This window comes from Pandoraea iniqua (assembly GCF_902459685.1).
Classification (GTDB): Bacteria; Pseudomonadota; Gammaproteobacteria; order Burkholderiales; family Burkholderiaceae; genus Pandoraea; species Pandoraea iniqua.
The window spans coordinates 833,056-849,972 of sequence record NZ_CABPSF010000002.1 but is presented as its reverse complement, the minus strand read 5'-3'; the positions used below and the strand labels follow the sequence as shown (position 1 = coordinate 849,972).

The 16,917-nt window shown below is 63.4% G+C and carries 10 protein-coding genes and 1 other RNA gene; 8 read left to right on the top strand and 3 right to left on the bottom strand.

Translation table 11 applies throughout. From position 1 onward, the window contains the following. Positions 1–131 precede the first annotated feature (131 nt). Complete coding sequence (locus PIN31009_RS09550; RefSeq protein ID WP_246185581.1) at positions 132–1,316, top strand: PA0069 family radical SAM protein; 1,185 nt, start codon at positions 132–134, stop codon at positions 1,314–1,316. Between the two features lie 13 nt (positions 1,317–1,329). Here the strand turns inward: PIN31009_RS09550 and PIN31009_RS09545 are convergent, their stop codons facing one another. Beyond that, positions 1,330–1,818, bottom strand: coding sequence for an Lrp/AsnC ligand binding domain-containing protein (locus tag PIN31009_RS09545; protein WP_058379484.1), 489 nt, complete (start codon positions 1,816–1,818; stop codon positions 1,330–1,332). Between the two features lie 104 nt (positions 1,819–1,922). Between PIN31009_RS09545 and PIN31009_RS09540 the strand changes: the two genes are divergently transcribed. Both PIN31009_RS09540 and ald read left to right on the top strand, forming a co-directional pair. Continuing rightward, positions 1,923–3,209, top strand: a complete 1,287-nt coding sequence (locus tag PIN31009_RS09540) for a D-amino acid dehydrogenase (RefSeq protein ID WP_150790080.1) — start codon at positions 1,923–1,925, stop codon at positions 3,207–3,209. Positions 3,210–3,383: 174 nt separating this feature from the next. Beyond that, positions 3,384–4,517 (top strand): alanine dehydrogenase, encoded by a 1,134-nt coding sequence (gene ald, locus PIN31009_RS09535; RefSeq protein ID WP_150790079.1) that lies wholly within the window; start codon positions 3,384–3,386, stop codon positions 4,515–4,517. 157 nt (positions 4,518–4,674) lie between these two features. Here ald and PIN31009_RS09530 read toward each other — a convergent pair whose 3' ends face one another. Then, positions 4,675–7,809, bottom strand: coding sequence for an efflux RND transporter permease subunit (locus tag PIN31009_RS09530; protein ID WP_150683987.1), 3,135 nt, complete (start codon positions 7,807–7,809; stop codon positions 4,675–4,677). Between the two features lie 3 nt (positions 7,810–7,812). Then, positions 7,813–9,102, bottom strand: a complete 1,290-nt coding sequence (locus PIN31009_RS09525) for an efflux RND transporter periplasmic adaptor subunit (RefSeq protein ID WP_150790078.1) — start codon at positions 9,100–9,102, stop codon at positions 7,813–7,815. Between the two features lie 414 nt (positions 9,103–9,516). On the opposite strand from PIN31009_RS09525, the gene ubiG reads away from it, so the two are divergent. The 5 genes from ubiG (at position 9,517) to PIN31009_RS09500 (ending at position 16,868) form a co-directional block, all read left to right on the top strand. Next, positions 9,517–10,212 carry a bifunctional 2-polyprenyl-6-hydroxyphenol methylase/3-demethylubiquinol 3-O-methyltransferase UbiG gene (ubiG, locus tag PIN31009_RS09520; protein ID WP_150683985.1) on the top strand — a complete coding sequence of 232 codons (696 nt, stop codon included), beginning with the start codon at positions 9,517–9,519 and terminating at the stop codon, positions 10,210–10,212. A gap of 1 nt (position 10,213) precedes the next feature. Beyond that, positions 10,214–10,951: an HAD-IA family hydrolase gene (locus tag PIN31009_RS09515; protein WP_150790077.1), complete on the top strand. Its 738-nt coding sequence runs from the start codon at positions 10,214–10,216 to the stop codon at positions 10,949–10,951. Positions 10,952–11,075: 124 nt separating this feature from the next. Further along, positions 11,076–15,086: a DUF748 domain-containing protein gene (locus tag PIN31009_RS09510; RefSeq protein ID WP_150790076.1), complete on the top strand. Its 4,011-nt coding sequence runs from the start codon at positions 11,076–11,078 to the stop codon at positions 15,084–15,086. Positions 15,087–15,116: 30 nt separating this feature from the next. Next, positions 15,117–15,475, top strand: a transfer-messenger RNA (tmRNA) gene (gene ssrA / locus PIN31009_RS09505). 178 nt (positions 15,476–15,653) lie between these two features. After that, on the top strand, positions 15,654–16,868 hold the full coding sequence (locus PIN31009_RS09500; protein WP_150790075.1) for a tyrosine-type recombinase/integrase: 1,215 nt from the start codon (positions 15,654–15,656) through the stop codon (positions 16,866–16,868). The last annotated feature ends 49 nt before the right edge of the window (positions 16,869–16,917 follow it).

Sequence of the window (16,917 nt, the reverse complement as noted above, 5' to 3'; positions counted from 1 at the left end):
TCTTCCGCCATAGTCGTTGTCGGTCATCGTTCTCTCCTTGCCAAATACTGTATAAAAACACAGTATAATGACAAGCATTCCCTAAGGATTTCCGTCAACCGGAATCCGGACTGCAAGCAAGGAGACTGGCCATGGCTTCTTCATTCGCGCCGCCCCCGGCCCGCCGAGGCCGAGGCGCTGTTGCCAACTTGGAATCGCGCTTTTCCGAGTTCCGGCGAGAAGTGGACGAGACCCGCCATGAATCGGACATGGCCCACGAAACCGAGGTCAAATTCGTTACGCAGGTTGCGCTTGAGACGGCCCGAACGATCATTTCTCGGAACACATCCTCCGACATCCCTTTCGATCGCTCCATCAATCCGTATCGCGGCTGCGAGCACGGCTGCACATACTGTTTCGCGCGGCCGACTCACGCCTATCTCGGGCTCTCGCCCGGACTCGACTTCGAAACGCGGCTGTATGCCAAGACCAACGCCGCTGAGCGGCTTGACGCCGAATTGCGCAAGCGGGGTTATCAACCGGCGTTGCTGGCGCTGGGCGCGAACACCGATCCGTATCAGCCGATCGAACGCGAGTACCGCATCACGCGCAGCGTGCTCGAAGTGCTGGAACGTTTCGGGCACCCGGTGGGCATCACGACGAAATCGGCACTGGTGACGCGCGACATCGACATCCTGTCGCGCATGGCGCAACGCGGGCTCGCGCGCGTATTCATTTCAGTGGGAACGCTCGACGCCGACATCGCCCGCAAGATGGAGCCGCGGGCCAACACGCCACCGAAACGCATCGAAGCCATTCATAAGCTCACGCAGGCCGGCATCCCCACGGGGGTGATCGTCGCGCCGATCGTGCCGGCGCTGACCGATTTCGATATCGAGCGGGTATTGACGACGGCCGCCGAGGCCGGGGCCACCTACGCCGGGTACACCATGCTGCGCTTGCCGCGCGAGGTGCACGACGTCTTCGTCGAATGGCTGGAGGTGAACTATCCGATGCGCGCGCGTCACGTGATGAGCCTGATCGAGCAGGTGCGTGACGGCAAACACAACAGTGCCGAGTTCGGCACGCGCATGCGGGGGACCGGGCTGCACGCCGAACTCATCCGGCAGCGCTTTCTTCTGGCAGCCCGCAAACTCGGCCTAAATCAGGCGCGCCCGCCGCTTCGCAACGACCACTTCAAGGTGCCGGATCTTCCTGAGGTGCCCGGTGGCACCGCCAACGGCACCGCGATGAGACAAGGTCGCTCACGGCAAACCGATCCGGCAACGGCCGACAACCCAAACGGGACAGTCAACCCACAGATGCCGCTTTTTTAAGCAAATCCACCGTTCACTCTTCGACGTTGACGGTGAGTGTTTCCTTGATTTCTTCCATCACGACGTAACTCTTCGACTGCACCGCACCCGGCAATTGCAGGAGGATGTCGCCGAGCAACTTCCGGTACTCGGACATTTCGCGAATGCGCGCCTTGATCAGATAGTCGAAATCGCCCGAGATGAGATGACACTCCATCACCTCGGGAATGCGCAGTACTTCGCGACGAAACTGATCGAACATATTCCCCGACTTGTGATCGAGCGTGATCTCGACGAAGACCAGCAGCGCTGCGCCCAGCGCCGCCGGATTCACACGGGCGAAATAACCCATGATCACGCCGTCGCGCTCCATGCGTTTCACCCGCTCGATGCATGGTGTGATCGACAGCCCCACCTGCTCCGACAGGTCTTTCATCGACATTCGACCGTCTTGCTGAAGCAACGTGAGGATGCGCCGGTCGAGCCGGTCCAGCGTCCGAATCGATTGCTGCTGCATTCGCATGATTTTTTCCTGTATTCAACCGATATTCATTAACTAAACCTAGCTATCCGAGAATAGCATGCCATTAATTACTGCATAACTACGGATTTACAGGAGTCCACGCAATGAAGGTCATCGTTCTCGGCAGCGGCGTCATCGGCGTTACCAGCGCCTACTACCTGGCAAAGGCCGGGCACGACGTCACGGTGCTCGATCGCCAGATTGGTCCGGCGCTCGAGACCAGCTTCGGCAACGCCGGCCAGATTTCGCCGGGCTATGCCTCACCGTGGGCCGCACCGGGCATCCCGGCCAAGGCCATCAAGTGGCTGTTCCAGAAGCACGCCCCGTTGGCGATTCGCCCGGACGGCTCGCTTACGCAGCTCAAGTGGCTCTATCAGATGCTGCGCAACTGCACGCCGGAGCGTTACACCGTCAACAAGGAACGTATGGTGCGCATTGCGGAATACAGCCGCGATTGCTTCCGTGCCCTGCGCGCCGAGACGGGTATCGCTTATGAAGGCCGTCAGGCCGGCACGCTGCAACTGTTCCGTACCGACGAACAACTCGCCAACGCCGCCCGCGACATTGCCGTGCTGGAAGAAGCCGGCGTGCCGTTCGAACTGCTCGACAGTACGGCCCTTGCCAGCGCCGAGCCGGCACTGGCCGCCGTCGCGCACAAGCTCACCGGCGGCCTGCGCCTGCCGAACGACGAGACCGGCGATTGCCAGCTCTTCACGACGCGTCTGGCCGCGATGGCCGAAGCGCTTGGCGTGAAATTCCGCTACGACATGCCGATCGATGGCCTGCACGTTGTCGGCGACAAGATCGAAGGCGTGGTGTGCGCCGGCATGATGCAGCGCGCCGACGCCTATGTGGTGGCACTGGGCTCCTACTCGACGCCGTTCCTGCGTGGCATCGTCGACATCCCGGTCTATCCGCTCAAGGGCTACTCGATCACGGTACCGATCGTCGATGCCGAACGCGCACCGGTCTCGACCGTGCTCGACGAAACCTACAAGATCGCCGTCACGCGTTTCGACGATCGCATCCGCGTCGGCGGCATGGCCGAAGTCGTGGGTTACAACAAGGCACTCAACCCGGCACGCCGCGCCACGCTCGAAATGGTCGTCAATGATCTGTATCCGGGTGCGGGCAACACGGCGGAAGCGTCGTTCTGGACCGGCCTGCGTCCGATGACGCCGGACGGCACGCCGATTGTCGGCGCCACGGCACTGCGCAACCTGTTCCTGAATACGGGGCACGGCACGCTGGGCTGGACGATGTCGTGCGGCTCCGGCCAGTTGCTGGCCGACCTGATGTCGGGCCGCCGGCCGGCCATTCTGTCCGACGACCTGTCGGTGGCGCGCTACAGTGGCGCACCGGAAGCGCAGGCCCAACCGGCCTTCGCCTGATGCATCGAACGGCACCTTCGGGTGCCGTTTTTGATTGGGGGCTCACATCGATGGAAGTGCGGTCATCGATGCGGGCCACGCGATGAGACGAGGCACCTCGATGCCCCGCCCGCCCCGCCTGATGACTGGTTCGATAGCGTTTGTTTGCCGTCACATCACAACAGGAGACACATCATGAAGATCGGCGTACCGAAGGAGATTAAGAACCACGAATATCGCGTAGGCATGACGCCCGCAGCCGTACGCGAAGTCGTGGCACGCGGGCACGAGGTATGGATCGAGACGCAGGCCGGTGAAGGCATCGGCATGGACGATACGGTCTACGCCGCTGCCGGTGCACGCATCGGTGCCAACGCCGTCGACGTCTTCGACCGCGCCGAGCTGATCGTCAAGGTCAAGGAGCCGCAGGCGGTCGAGCGTGCGCGACTACGCCCTCATCACACGCTATTCACGTATCTGCACCTCGCCCCCGACCCCGAACAGACTCGCGACCTCATCAAGAGCGGCGCCACATGCATCGCATACGAGACGGTGACCTCGGCCACCGGCGGGCTGCCGCTGCTCGCCCCGATGTCCGAAGTCGCCGGGCGTATGTCGATTCAGGCGGGGGCGACCGCGCTCGAAAAAACGCACGGCGGCCTTGGTCTGCTGCTCTCGGGCGTGCCGGGGGTGGAAGCGGGCAAGGTCGTGATTCTCGGTGGCGGCGTCGTCGGCACCAACGCTGCGACGGTGGCGATCGGTATCGGTGCGCAAGTCACCGTCATCGACAAATCGGTGGATGCGTTGCGACGGATCAGCGCCCAGTTCGGCGGACGCGTGCAGACCGTCTACTCGACGCAGCACGCTATCGAGCAACATCTGCGCGAGGCGGATCTCGTGATCGGGGGCGTGTTGATTCCCGGCGCGGCGGCGCCGAAGCTGATCACCCGCGCCATGCTCGGGCTCATGCGCAAGGGGTCGGTCATCGTGGATGTGGCGATCGATCAGGGCGGCTGTTGCGAGACGTCGCATCCGACGACGCACGCCGATCCGGTCTATATCGTGGAAGGCGTCGTGCACTACTGCGTGGCGAACATGCCGGGCGGCGTGCCGCGCACTTCGACCTTTGCGTTGAACAACGTGACATTGCCGTTCATTCTGCAACTGGCCGAGCATGGTGCCGTCGCGGCGATGCGCGCCGACCCGCATCTGCTCGCGGGTCTGAACGTCGCGCGCGGCATGGTGACGAATCGCGGGGTGGCCGACGCACTCGGACTGGCCTATCACGATCCTCACACCGTTCTCGCCAACCTGCCGGCGGCTGCCTAGGCAGGCTAAGCGGACTAAGCCGCGCATGGGGACACCGCCCCCGGTCAAACCTCAGCGCCTAACGCGTTGAAGCCTCAAGGGTCCGGATAGCATTGTCCGGACCCGCCTTCCGGCCTCTCCGTTCCAACGTCCCACCATCACACCGCGCCCCCTTACATCACGTCGAACTGCCCTCGCTTTTCGACTCACGCCGGCGCCGATACCACTGACTCGCCCGATCGAGGTAGAGATACACAACCGGTGTCGTGAAGAGCGTCAGCGCCTGCGAGAGCAGCAGACCACCGACCATCGCGTACCCCAGCGGACGCCGTAATTCCGAGCCCGCCCCACTCCCCAGCATCAACGGCAAGCCTGCCAGCAACGCGCACATCGTCGTCATCATGATCGGGCGGAAGCGCAGCAGGCACGCCTGATAGATCGACTCCTCCGGCGTGAGCCCCCGCTCGCGCTCCGCCGTTAGCGCGAAGTCGACCATCATGATCCCGTTCTTTTTAACGATCCCAATGAGCAGGATGATGCCGATCAGCGCGATCACGCTCAGATCGTGCCCGCCGATCATCAGAATCAGCAGCGCACCAACGCCAGCCGATGGCAGCGTAGAGAGAATGGTGAGCGGATGGATATAACTTTCGTAAAGCAACCCAAGCACGATATACACCGCGATTAGCGCCGCCAGAATCAGGTACGGCTGCGTCGCGAGCGAATCGCGAAACGCTTGTGCGGTGCCTTGAAAAGTGCCGTTCAGCGAGAGCGGCAGATTCATCTCGGCCTGCGTGGTTCTAATCGCATCGACCGCCTCGCCCAGCGACACGCCCGGCGCCAGATTGAACGAGAGCGTTACCGCCGGAAACTGGCTCTGGTGGCTGATCAGCAGGTAATTGGTCTTGCTGCGGTCCACCGAGACGAACGTCGACAGCGGCACGCGCTGGCCCGTGATCGGCGACGTGAGATAGAGCTTGTCGAGCAACGCCGGATCGGACTGCAACGCGGGCGTGACTTCCATGATCACGTGATAGCTGTTGATTTGCGTGAAATACTGCGCGATCTGGCGCTGCCCGATGGCGTCGTAGAGCGTTGCCTCGATGACCGCCGGTGAAATGCCGAAGCTCGACGCCCGATCGCGGTCGATGGTCAGCGTCGCCGTGGGCGCGTTGCTCTGCTGGTCGGTCGCAAGATCCGTCAGTTGGGGCAGCTTGCGCAAACGGTCCAGCAAACGCGGCGCCCACACGTTGAGTTCATTGATATCTGCATCGGTCAGCGTGTACTGATATTGCGTGCGCGCCAGACGGCCACCGACGTTGATGTCCTGCCCGGCTTGTAAAAACAGGTTGATGCCTTCGAGTTGCGCAAGTTGGGGACGCAGCCGTGCGATCACCTGATCGGCCGAGAGCGTACGCCCGGCGGACTTCGGCTTGAGATTAATGTAGAAATTCGCCGTATTCGCCGTGTTATTACCGGTATTGGCCACAAAACTCAGCACGGCGGGATCTTGCCGCACCACATCGGCCACTTTCACTACGCGCTCGCTCATCAGCTTGAACGACGTGTCCTGCGACGATTCCGCAAAACCGAAGATGAAACCGGTGTCCTGCTGCGGGAAAAAACCCTTCGGAATCACCACGTAGAGCAACGCCGTCAGCGCCACCGTGGCAATGAACACCAGCAGCGTCACGAACTGGTGCTCGAGCACGATATGCAGTCCGTGGCGGTAGCCCTCCTGCATGCGCGAGAAACCGGTCTCGAACCAGCGATACAGGCGGCCATGCTGCGTATTCGAGGCATCGCGCAAGAATCGCGAACAGAGCATCGGCGTGAGCGTGAGCGAGACGATCACCGAGATCGCGATAGTCAGTGTCACCGTGATCGCAAACTCCCGGAACAGCCGGCCGACGATGCCCCCCATCAACAGCAATGGGATAAAAACCGCCACCAGCGACACCGAAATCGACACGATCGTGAAGCCGATTTCGGCGGCCCCGCGATAGGCCGCCTCCATGGGGGCCATGCCGTCCTCAACGTGGCGATAGATGTTCTCGAGCATCACGATGGCATCGTCGACGACGAAACCGACCGAGATCGTGAGCGCCATGAGCGAGAGGTTGTCGAGGCTGAAGCCGATCGCGTACATCACGGCGGCCGTCCCCATCATCGCGAGCGGCACCGTCACGGCGGGAATGAGCGTCGCGGGCAGATTCCGCAGGAACAGGAAAATCACCAGCACCACAAGCACGCCGGTGAGCACCAGCGTGAACTCCACGTCTTCGACCGACGCCCGGATGGTCTGCGTGCGGTCGGTGAGCACGTTGACCTCCACCGCCGGGGGAATCGACGCCTGCAAGCGCGGCAACGCCGCCTTGATGCGCTCGACCGTGGCAATCACGTTCGCCCCCGGTTGCTTGGTCACGGCGAGAAACACCGAGCGCCCGCTCTTGAGCGGCTCACTCTCCGGCATGGCCGCACCGCGATAAGCCCAACCGGCAAAGCGGGCATTTTCCGGACCGGCCACGGCCTGCCCCAAGTCACGCACGCGCACCGGCGCGCCGCCACGGTACGCAACGATCACATCGTTCCATCGCACCGGATCGAGCAACTGGCCGTTGTCGTAGACCGTCACACTCTGACGAGGCCCGTCGAAACTGCCTTTGGGCGTGTTGACAGTCGCGGTGGCGAGCGCGCCCCGCACCGTTTCGAGATCAAGGCCGAGGGCCGCCACTTTGTCGGGATCGAGTTGCACGCGAATGGCCGGCTTCTGCGTGCCCCCGATGTTCACCAGCCCGACGCCGTCGATCTGTGAAATCTGCTGCGCCAGAATGTTATCGGCGTAGTCGTTCACTACCGTGAGCGGCAAGGTATCCGACTTGACCGACATCAGCATGATCGGGGAGTCGGCCGGGTTGACCTTGCGGTACGTTGGCGGACTCGGCAGATTGTTCGGCAATTGGCCGCCGGCCGCGTTGATGGCCGCCTGTACGTCGACGGCTGCCGCGTCGATATTGCGGTTCAGATCGAACTGCAAGGTGATCGACGTGGTACCGAGCGCGCTGGTCGACGTCATCTGCGTGAGGCCAGCGATCAGCGAGAACTGCCGTTCCAGCGGCGTGGCGACATTCGACGCCATGGTCGACGGATCGGCCCCGGGCAACGTAACCGACACCTGAATCGTCGGGAAATCGACCTGCGGGAGCGGCGCGACCGGCAATAGCGGCCACGCGGCAACGCCCACGAGAAAGAGCGCCGCCGCAAGCAACGACGTGCCGATGGGACGTTTGATGAAGGCGGCGGAGATGGACATGGGTTATCGGGCCGCCGCCGAACTGGCCGAACTGGCCGTACTAGCCGCACTGGCCCCGCTCGCCGGGCCCGCCCCGGCCCCCGTCACGGCTCCCGTCGCGGTCCCCGTCGCAGCATTACGCGCCTCCACGACCGACACACCGGGCCGCAACTTGAGTTGCCCCTCGACCACCACGCGCGTGCCCGGCGCGAGGCCGCTTTCGATGACGGCCCGGCTGCCCAGCGTCATGCCGACTTTCACGGGTTGCACGGCCGCGCGCCCGTCGCTGCCCACCACGTACACAAAGGTACCGTTCGGCCCGTTCTGGATCACCGACGCATCGAGTGCGATGGCCTGCGTGATGACGCCGAGCGTCAGCCGCGCATTGACGTATTGCCCGGGCCACAGCCGGTGATCGGCATTGGCGAAGGTCGCTTTCAACTGCACGGTGCCGCTCGTGTTGTCGATCTGGTTATTGATCAGCGTGAGCTTGCCCGAAGCCAGCTTCTCGCTGCCCGAGCGCGGGAACACGTCGACCACCAGCCCCTGACTTCCGGCGGCTTGCATGGCAGCGTTCACCCGCCCGACCGCCTCTTCCGGCAGCGTGAACAACACAGTGATCGGGTCGATCTGATTGACGATCACGATGCCATTGGCATCTGCCGCGTGCACGATGTTGCCCACGTCGACCAGCCGCACGCCCGTACGCCCGGTGACGGGCGAACGAATCGTCGTGTAGTCGAGTTGCACGGCCGCGAAGTCGATCTGTGCCTGATCGGTCATCACGGCCGCTTCCAGTTGCTTGACGAGCGCCGCCTGCGTGTCGGCCTGTTGTTGCGGCGAGGCGCCTTGTGCAGCCAATGTCTGGTAGCGCTTGAGATCGATGCGTGCGTTGGCCAGTTGGGCCACGTCGCGCGCCTTGGTCGCGCGGGCCTGTTCAAGCTGTGCGCGGTAGGGACGCGGATCGATCTGCACGAGCAGGTCGCCCGCTTTCACGTCCTGCCCTTCATTGAAGGCAATTCGCTCGATCTGGCCGTCCACCCGCACGCGCACCGTCACCGAAGTCGTCGCTTGGACGGTGCCGATGCCTAACGCGTAACGCGGCAGATCGCGTGCCGATGCGAGGGTTGTGATTACCGCAACCGGTGCCGGAGGCGGTGCGGCGGGCGGCTTGCGGTTGGCGAACCAGCGCCAGATCAACAGCGCGACGATCACCAGCAGCAATAGCCCCAGCCAGCGCCAGCGGTGGGATCTTCGAGGGGATTCCGGTGGCAAAACGGCGTCGGCGCTATCTCGTGCCGTGGATTGCGTCATGGCGCCTCCCTGGGGAGTCCGATCCAAAACGGCTGGGCATTTGCCGCAATACCGGGCAGACCGATTGCCGGTCCCGCAACCCCGACGGCAAACACGAATCGCCCCCCGACCACTCCAAGGGACGTGCCCCCGAGTGTGTCGTATCTGCCCGGGGCTCGCAGTCCGCATTTTCCCTGCCCGGACCGGCCTACCATGCGGCTGCCACCTGCGGGACGGGCTGCCGCCATCCCGCCGTCATCCCCCTGCATGGCACGCCGCAAACTCACGCCAGGCCTTGCGCTTTGGACATGGGCGCACTCACTTCGTTATACTTGCCCCATCTCGACGGCGCCCGCCGGTCCCTGCCCGGTCGACGGGCACGCGCCGCCGCCCGGCATCCTGCCTGCGCAAGCCGTCAATGTCTGTGACCAATCGATGAACGCCGACCCCCAAGAAATCAGCAAATTCAGTGAGCTGGCCCACCGCTGGTGGGATCCGCACAGCGAATTCAAGCCGTTGCACGAAATTAACCCGCTGCGTCTGGACTGGATCGAACAGCACGTGCCGTTGCAAGGCAAACGTGTGCTCGACGTCGGTTGCGGCGGTGGCATCCTGACCGAATCGATGGCGCGTCAGGGCGCACGCGTCAAAGGCATCGACCTCTCGACGAAAGCGCTGGGTGTGGCCGATCTGCACAGCCTCGAAGCCGGCCTGCCGATCGAGTATGAAGAGATTGCCGTCGAAGCGCTGGCCGCGCGCGAGCCGGGCACGTACGACGTGGTGACCTGCATGGAAATGCTCGAACACGTGCCGTCGCCGGCCTCGATCGTGGCGGCCTGCGCCACGCTCGTCAAACCGGGTGGCCACGTATTCTTCTCTACGCTCAATCGGAATCCGAAGGCATGGCTGCTGGCCGTGGTCGGTGCGGAGTACGTGTTGCGCATGTTGCCGCGCGGCACCCACGACTACGCCAAGTTCATCCGCCCATCGGAGCTCGCGTCGTTTACCCGGGCGAACGGCCTGACCGTGCGCGATCTGCGCGGGCTGACGTATAACCCGATCAACAAGCGCTACGCGATCAATCGCGATACCGACGTCAACTACATGGTCGCGTGCACGCGCGATGCCTGATATGTTCGAGCCCCCTGTGCGCAACGTCCCCGCCACCGATGCCGACACCAGCAACGGCGTACCACGCCTGCTGAACGGCGATGTGCGCGCCGTCCTGTTCGACCTTGACGGCACGCTCGCCGACACGGCACCGGACCTCGTGGCCGCCGTCAACAAGGTCCGTACCGACCGTGGCTTGACGCCCGGCCCGTACGAGACGTTGCGTCTGCAAGCGTCGCATGGGGCGCGCGGGCTGATCGGCAGCGCCTTCGGCGTAACACCGGAAGACGCGGCCTTCCCGGCCTTGCGCGACGCCTTTCTCGCCAACTACGAAGCAGCGCTTTGCGTGCAAAGCCGCCTGTTCGAGGGCGTGCCCGAACTGCTCGCGGCATTGACCGAACGTGGCCTGCCGTGGGGTATCGTCACGAACAAGGCGGCATGGCTGACCAATCCGCTCGTGAAGCTGATCGGGCTCAGCGAAGGTGCCGCCTGCGTCGTATCGGGCGACACCACGCCGCACAGCAAACCGCACCCGGCGCCGCTGCTTTACGCGGCGGAGTGCGTCGGCGTTGCGCCGGCACACATCGTGTACGTCGGCGACGACCTGCGCGACGTGCAGGCGGGCAAGGCGGCCGGCATGGCAACGATTGCCGCAGCCTATGGTTATTGCGGCGACACCCTCGCGCCTGCCCAATGGCAGGCCGACGCTGTCGTCGAAAGCGCGGGCGCGATCGCCCCGCTGGTGATGTCCCGGGCCTGACCGGCCACAAGGGGCATTACCTTCCGGAGCGGGGCCGCTGGCGCAGCGGGTCCGCTCCGGGTCTATCCCGCCGCGCACAACGGTGGCGCGGCGAGTGCTTCACTGGCTACTTACGGGAGACCGCATGGCCGAGCAAGCGAACGATCGCAAACCTCCTCCGGATACCCCCCCGGGCAATACCCGCCTGCAACAGGGACTCGCGCGCGCACAAGCGCTCGGCCGCGATCCCGTGGTGCGCCGGCGCGCGCGCAAGACAGGCCTGTGGACCGTCGGCGTGCTGGCCGTCTTCGGCGTCGTGGGTTATTTCACGGTCCCGGCGGTACTCAAGCATTACGCCGTCGAAAAGCTCTCCACCTATCTCGAACGGCCGGTGAGCGTCGGCGACGTCAGTTTCAATCCGTATACCCTGCGGCTCGACCTTCATCAGGTGCACATCGGTGACAAAGCGCCGGGGCAGCCCTTCGTCGATGTCGGCATGTTGCGCGTGAATGCATCGTGGGGCTCGTTGTTCCGGTTCGCCCCCGTCGTCGACGAGCTGTACGTCGATACGCCCGTCGTCAACATCGTGCGCACGGCGCCGCAGCGCTTCAACTTCTCGGACATCATCGACAAAGCCACGTCCGGGCCGCCCTCGCCGGCGCCGTCCAAACCGACGCGCTTCGCACTGAACAACGTGCAGATCAAGAACGGCACCATCCGTTTCGACGATACGGTGCAGAACGAGAAACACGTTGTCGACAATCTGCAAGTGGGCGTGCCGTTCATCGCCAACCTGCCGGCGGACACCGACATTTTCGTGCAGCCGCTGCTCAAGGCGTCGATCGACGGTGCGCCGCTCAACATCACGGGCCAGACGAAGCCGTTTGCCGACTCGCTCGAGTCGACGGTCGACATCAAGCTCGACCGGCTCGATGTGCCCAAGTACCTCGGCTATTCGCCCGTCTCGGTGCCCGCGCAGATCAAGAGTGCTGCAGTGAGCACCGACCTGAAGCTGCGCTTCACGCGCGACAAGGACGGCAGCAACCATGTCACGCTGACCGGCACGGCCACGCTGGCCGATGCCGTCGTCCACGAGCCGGACGGCTCACCGATGGTGGCCGTCAAGCAGGTCGACGTGAAACTCGGCGAGGTCGAGCCGCTGAATAACGTCTATCACATCGACAGCGTCCGGATCGACGGCCTCGATCAGCAAGTGACGATGGAGAAAAACGGCACGCTGAATGTGACCAAGGCGCTGCTACCGCAGCGCACGGTCATCAAGGCGGTGGGCAAGGCCGTGGGTGAAGCGGCAGCGTCGCCACAAGCGAACGAAGCGGCCAAATCGGCCCCGAAGGTCGCCGCCGAGCAGACCGCTCAGGCGGCCACGCCGGCGTCAGCTGCCGAGGCCGCACAGGCTAAGGCCGCTGCTGCAGCGCAGCCGAGCCCGCTCGACCTGATCGTGGGCGAAGTCGCGGTGGTCAACAGCAAGGTCCGCTTCACCGACGAGCGCGGTGCGAAGCCTGCGAGTGTCGCGCTGGAGAACATTCAGATCGGCGTGAAGCAGTTTTCGACACTGGGCAAAGAACCCGCGACCTACGACGCGTCGATGGGTGTGCAAAGTGGCGGCACGTTGAAGGCGAAGGGTCAGTTTAGTCTGCCGGCATACAACGCCAGCGGCGATCTCGATGCCGAGTCGATTGCCCTCACGCCGTTGCTGCCGTTTGCACAGGGTGCATTGGCCGGTGATTTGAAGAGCGGCACCGTCGGCGTGCAGGCGAAGTTCAGCGCCGCATTCGCGCCGGACAAACAGCCGAACGTGCAGATTTCGCCCGCCACGGCTACGCTCGACAAGATCGAATGGCTCACCGGCATCAAGGGTGACGCGCCGCTCAAACTCGCCCATGCACAGGCAAAGCTTTCGCGCTTCGATCTCGGTGCGCAGCAGGCGGTACTTGACGAGTTGACGGTGACGGGGCTGGATGTGGCCGCGCGTCGCGACAAGGATGGCAAGATCAACTTGCTCGCGCTGACCGGCAACGGTCAACCGAAGACGGCTGCCGCAGCCGGTGGCACAGGCAGCGATATCAATACGCGCGTGGGTACCGAGCGCGGACGCCGCACGTCGGCCAAAGCGCCCTCGAAATCGGCGCAGGCGGGTGGATGGCAGTGGCAAGTCGGCAAGGTGTCGGTCGAGAACGCGAGCATTGCGCTCGAAGACCGGGCCGTCAAAGGCCGCCCCATCAACGCGAAGCTGGCACCGCTCAATGTGCGCGTGCAGGGCGCCTCGCAGGACATGGGCAAGCCGCTGCAACTTGAGGTCAACGGCACGCTCAACAAGAAGGGTTCGCTGAACGTGATCGGCAACATCACGCCGCAACCGCTCGCCGGCGACCTTCAGGTGAAGACGCAACAGCTCGATCTGGCGGCGTTCGACTCGTATCTCAGCGACGAACTGAATGCGAGCATCGCGAGCGCCCTGCTCTCGAGCAACGGCCGCGCCACGTTCGCGATGAAGGGCGACACGCCGCAAGCCACCTACCGAGGCGATGCCACGCTGGGCAATGTTCGCCTGCTCGACAAGGTGACGGCCGACGACTTCATGCGCTGGAACGCGTTGTCGGTGCAGCAGATCAACATGGCGGTCGGTAGCGGCAAGCCGAATGTGCAGTTGGGCAGTATCGCGTTGTCGCGTTTTTATGCGCGGCTGATCATCAACCCCAACGGGCGCCTGAATCTGGCCGATGTGGTCGGCAACAAGGAAAACGCGCCGCGCTCGCTGACGCGTGCGAACGGCGGTGTGCCACTCGATGGCAGCTCTGCGAGCGCTGCGGCGGCCAAGCCTCCGCTGGATGCCGCCGCTTCAGCGGTAGAAGCCGGTCAACCGACCGAAGTCGAGAAAAAGGAGCAAAAGCCCGGCGAGACGACGGTTGAGCGCGGGCCGGGCTACGGCACGGGCAAAGCGTTGCCGGCGGACGTGCACATCGGCCGGATCACGCTGCAAGGCGGCAACATCAACTTCACCGACAACTTCGTCAAACCGAACTACACGGCCAATTTGACGGATATCGGCGGACGCATCGGGGCCTTCGGCACGGCCACGACCGAGCCTGCAGACGTGGCGTTGCAGGGCAAGGTCAACCGCAATTCGCCGATCGACATTTCGGGCAAGATCAATCCGCTGGCGCCGATGGCGTTTGTGGATGTGAGCGCGAAGGCTGACGGTATCGAGCTGACCAATCTCACGCCGTACTCGACCAAGTACGCGGGTTACCCGATCGAGAAAGGCAAGCTCACGGTGGACGTGCATTACTCGCTCGATCAGGCCAAGCTCACGGCGAACAATCACATCTTCATCGACCAGTTGACGTTCGGTGACCGTGTGGAGAGCCCGACGGCGACTAACTTGCCGGTGCGGCTGGCGGTCTCGCTGCTGAAGAATTCGCGCGGTGAGATCGACGTGAACATTCCGATTTCCGGTTCACTCGAAGATCCGCAGTTCAGCTTGGGCGGTGTGATTTTCCGGGCGTTCGTGAACCTGATCGTCAAGGCGGCGACGGCACCGTTCAGTCTGTTGGCCTCGGCGTTTGGCGGGGGAGACGAAGAGCTGGGTTACGTCGAGTTTGCACCGGGTAGCGCACGGCTTACGCCGGAAGACGAGAAGCGTCTGGATACGCTGGTGAAGGCGCTGAAGGACCGCCCGTCGCTCAAGCTGGACATCGTGGGCCGCGTCGATCCGGCGAAGGACACCGATGGTCTGCGCGAGGTGGCGGTCGACCGCGCGATCAAGGCGCAGAAGGTCAAGTCGATGGTGGGCCGCGGCGAGAGTATCGACGTCGACAGCGTGAAGGTGACGCCGGAGGAGCGCAGCAAGTATCTGACGGCAGCCTACAAGGCGGCGGATTTTTCGAAACCACGCAATATGATCGGCCTGACAAAATCTCTGCCCGACGACGAAATGGAAAAGCTCATGGAGACGAACATCAAGGTGGGCGATGACGATCTGAGGGCGCTTGCCGAGCGGCGTGCGCAGCAGGTACGTACGTGGCTGGACGGCAAGATCGAGTCGGAGCGGTTGTTCGTGGTGGCCCCGAAGCTCAATGCGGAGGGCATCAAGGACAAGGGTGCGACGACACGGGTTGACTTCGCACTCAAGTAGGGCATTTGTGTCATAATTCGTTTTACCACTGGGGCCGACATGGTTTCGACGTGGGTAGCGAAGCGATTCAGGGCATACCGAGGACCCGTCACCTCGTTAATCAATGGGAAAATTAGTAACTGCAAACGATAACTCGTACGCACTGGCTGCCTAAGGGCGCCTGCCTCGCACTAGCTCTCTGACGGGTTAGGGTAGCAATACCTCGCGAGGTCATTTACGTCAGATAATCTCCGGTGGTGCCATGGCGCCGGGGCCTAAAATTAAATGGATCGCTGTTGCGTAGCGTGTTCGTCCGCGACAAAACAGTTAAATCAAATGACTGAACTAAGTATGTAGAACTGGTCGTAGAGTACTTGCGGACGCGGGTTCGATCCCCGCCGGCTCCACCAAATACCATTACACAGTAGTTCGCAGTTTTCCTTGAAACCCCGACAGAGCAAGCCTCGTCGGGGTTTTTCTTTTCCGCCATCGGTTATACTCGTTCGAAATTTTCCGGTGGTACATGGTGGTACATGTGGTGGCATCCGCCGTACCACCGGAACCCGATACCACCAACACCACTCGCTAATGCCGCTCACCGACATAGCCGTCCGCAAGGCCGCTCCGGCCGACAAGCAATACCGCCTCGGCGATGCCGCTGGCATGTACCTCGAAGTCCAGCCGAGCGGCGCGAAGTATTGGCGCCTGCGCTACAGGTTCGACGGGAAGCAGAAAACTCTCGCGCTCGGCGTCTACCCTGCCGTTGGCCTGAAGGACGCACGGGAGGCCCGTGACGCGGCACGCGCACAAATCGCCAAGGGGATCGATCCCGGCGCAGCACGGGCAGCTACCAAGGCCAGTCGCAGCCCCGCCATATCGAATTCCTTCGAAAGCATCGCCCGGGAGTGGCATCGCAAGTTCTCGGCTGACCTGTCCGAGTCGCATGCGGCGCGAAACCTGCGCAGGCTTGAGGCGCACGTCTTCCCCTACTTCGGCCAGACGCCTATCGCTGACGTCGACGCGCCGATCATTCTCGATGCCCTCCAACGAGTCGAGGCGCGCGGCAATCTGGAAACCGCACACCGGCTGCGCTCGATCATCGGGCAGGCGTTCCGCTATGCGATTGCCACAGGGCGCGCCACGCGCGACCCGAGTTCGGATCTGCGCGGGGCCATCCCGCCCAAGCCCGTTCGGCACTACGCGGCGATTATCGACCCGGGACAGCTTGGCAGGACGCTAAAGGCCATTCACGGCTACACCGGTAATCCGGTCGTCGAGGCGGCGTTGAAGCTGAGCCCGTACCTTTTTCAGCGCCCGGGCGAACAGCGGCTCGCAGAGTGGTCAGAGTTCAATCTGGACGGTGCAGTGTGGGAGATCCCACCGAGCCGTATGAAGCGAACGAAAGAGGGAAAGGCGAACGGCGCGGCACACGTGGTCCCGCTCGCGCGCCAGGTCGTTGACATCCTGGGCGACCTGCATCGGCTAACCGGTTCTGGGACACACGTCTTCCCTAGCGTGCGCGGTGACGTGCGCCCGATCAGCGACGGCACCCTATCCGCCGCGATGCGCCTGATGGGTTTCGACGCCGAGACGATCACACCGCATGGCTGGCGTGCGACCGCCCGGACGCTCGCCGTAGAGGCGCTGGGATTTCCCGCCGAGGTGGTGGAAATGCAGTTGGCTCACTCGGTGCGCGACTCGCTGGGACGTGCCTACAATCGAACGCAGTGGCTCGACAAGCGCCGCGAACTGATGCAGGCGTGGGCCGACTATCTCGACCGGCTGAGAGAGACCGCGCAGTGACGACCCTCCACTTCTACCGCTACCAACCGCCTGGCTCGAAGCGCTGGAA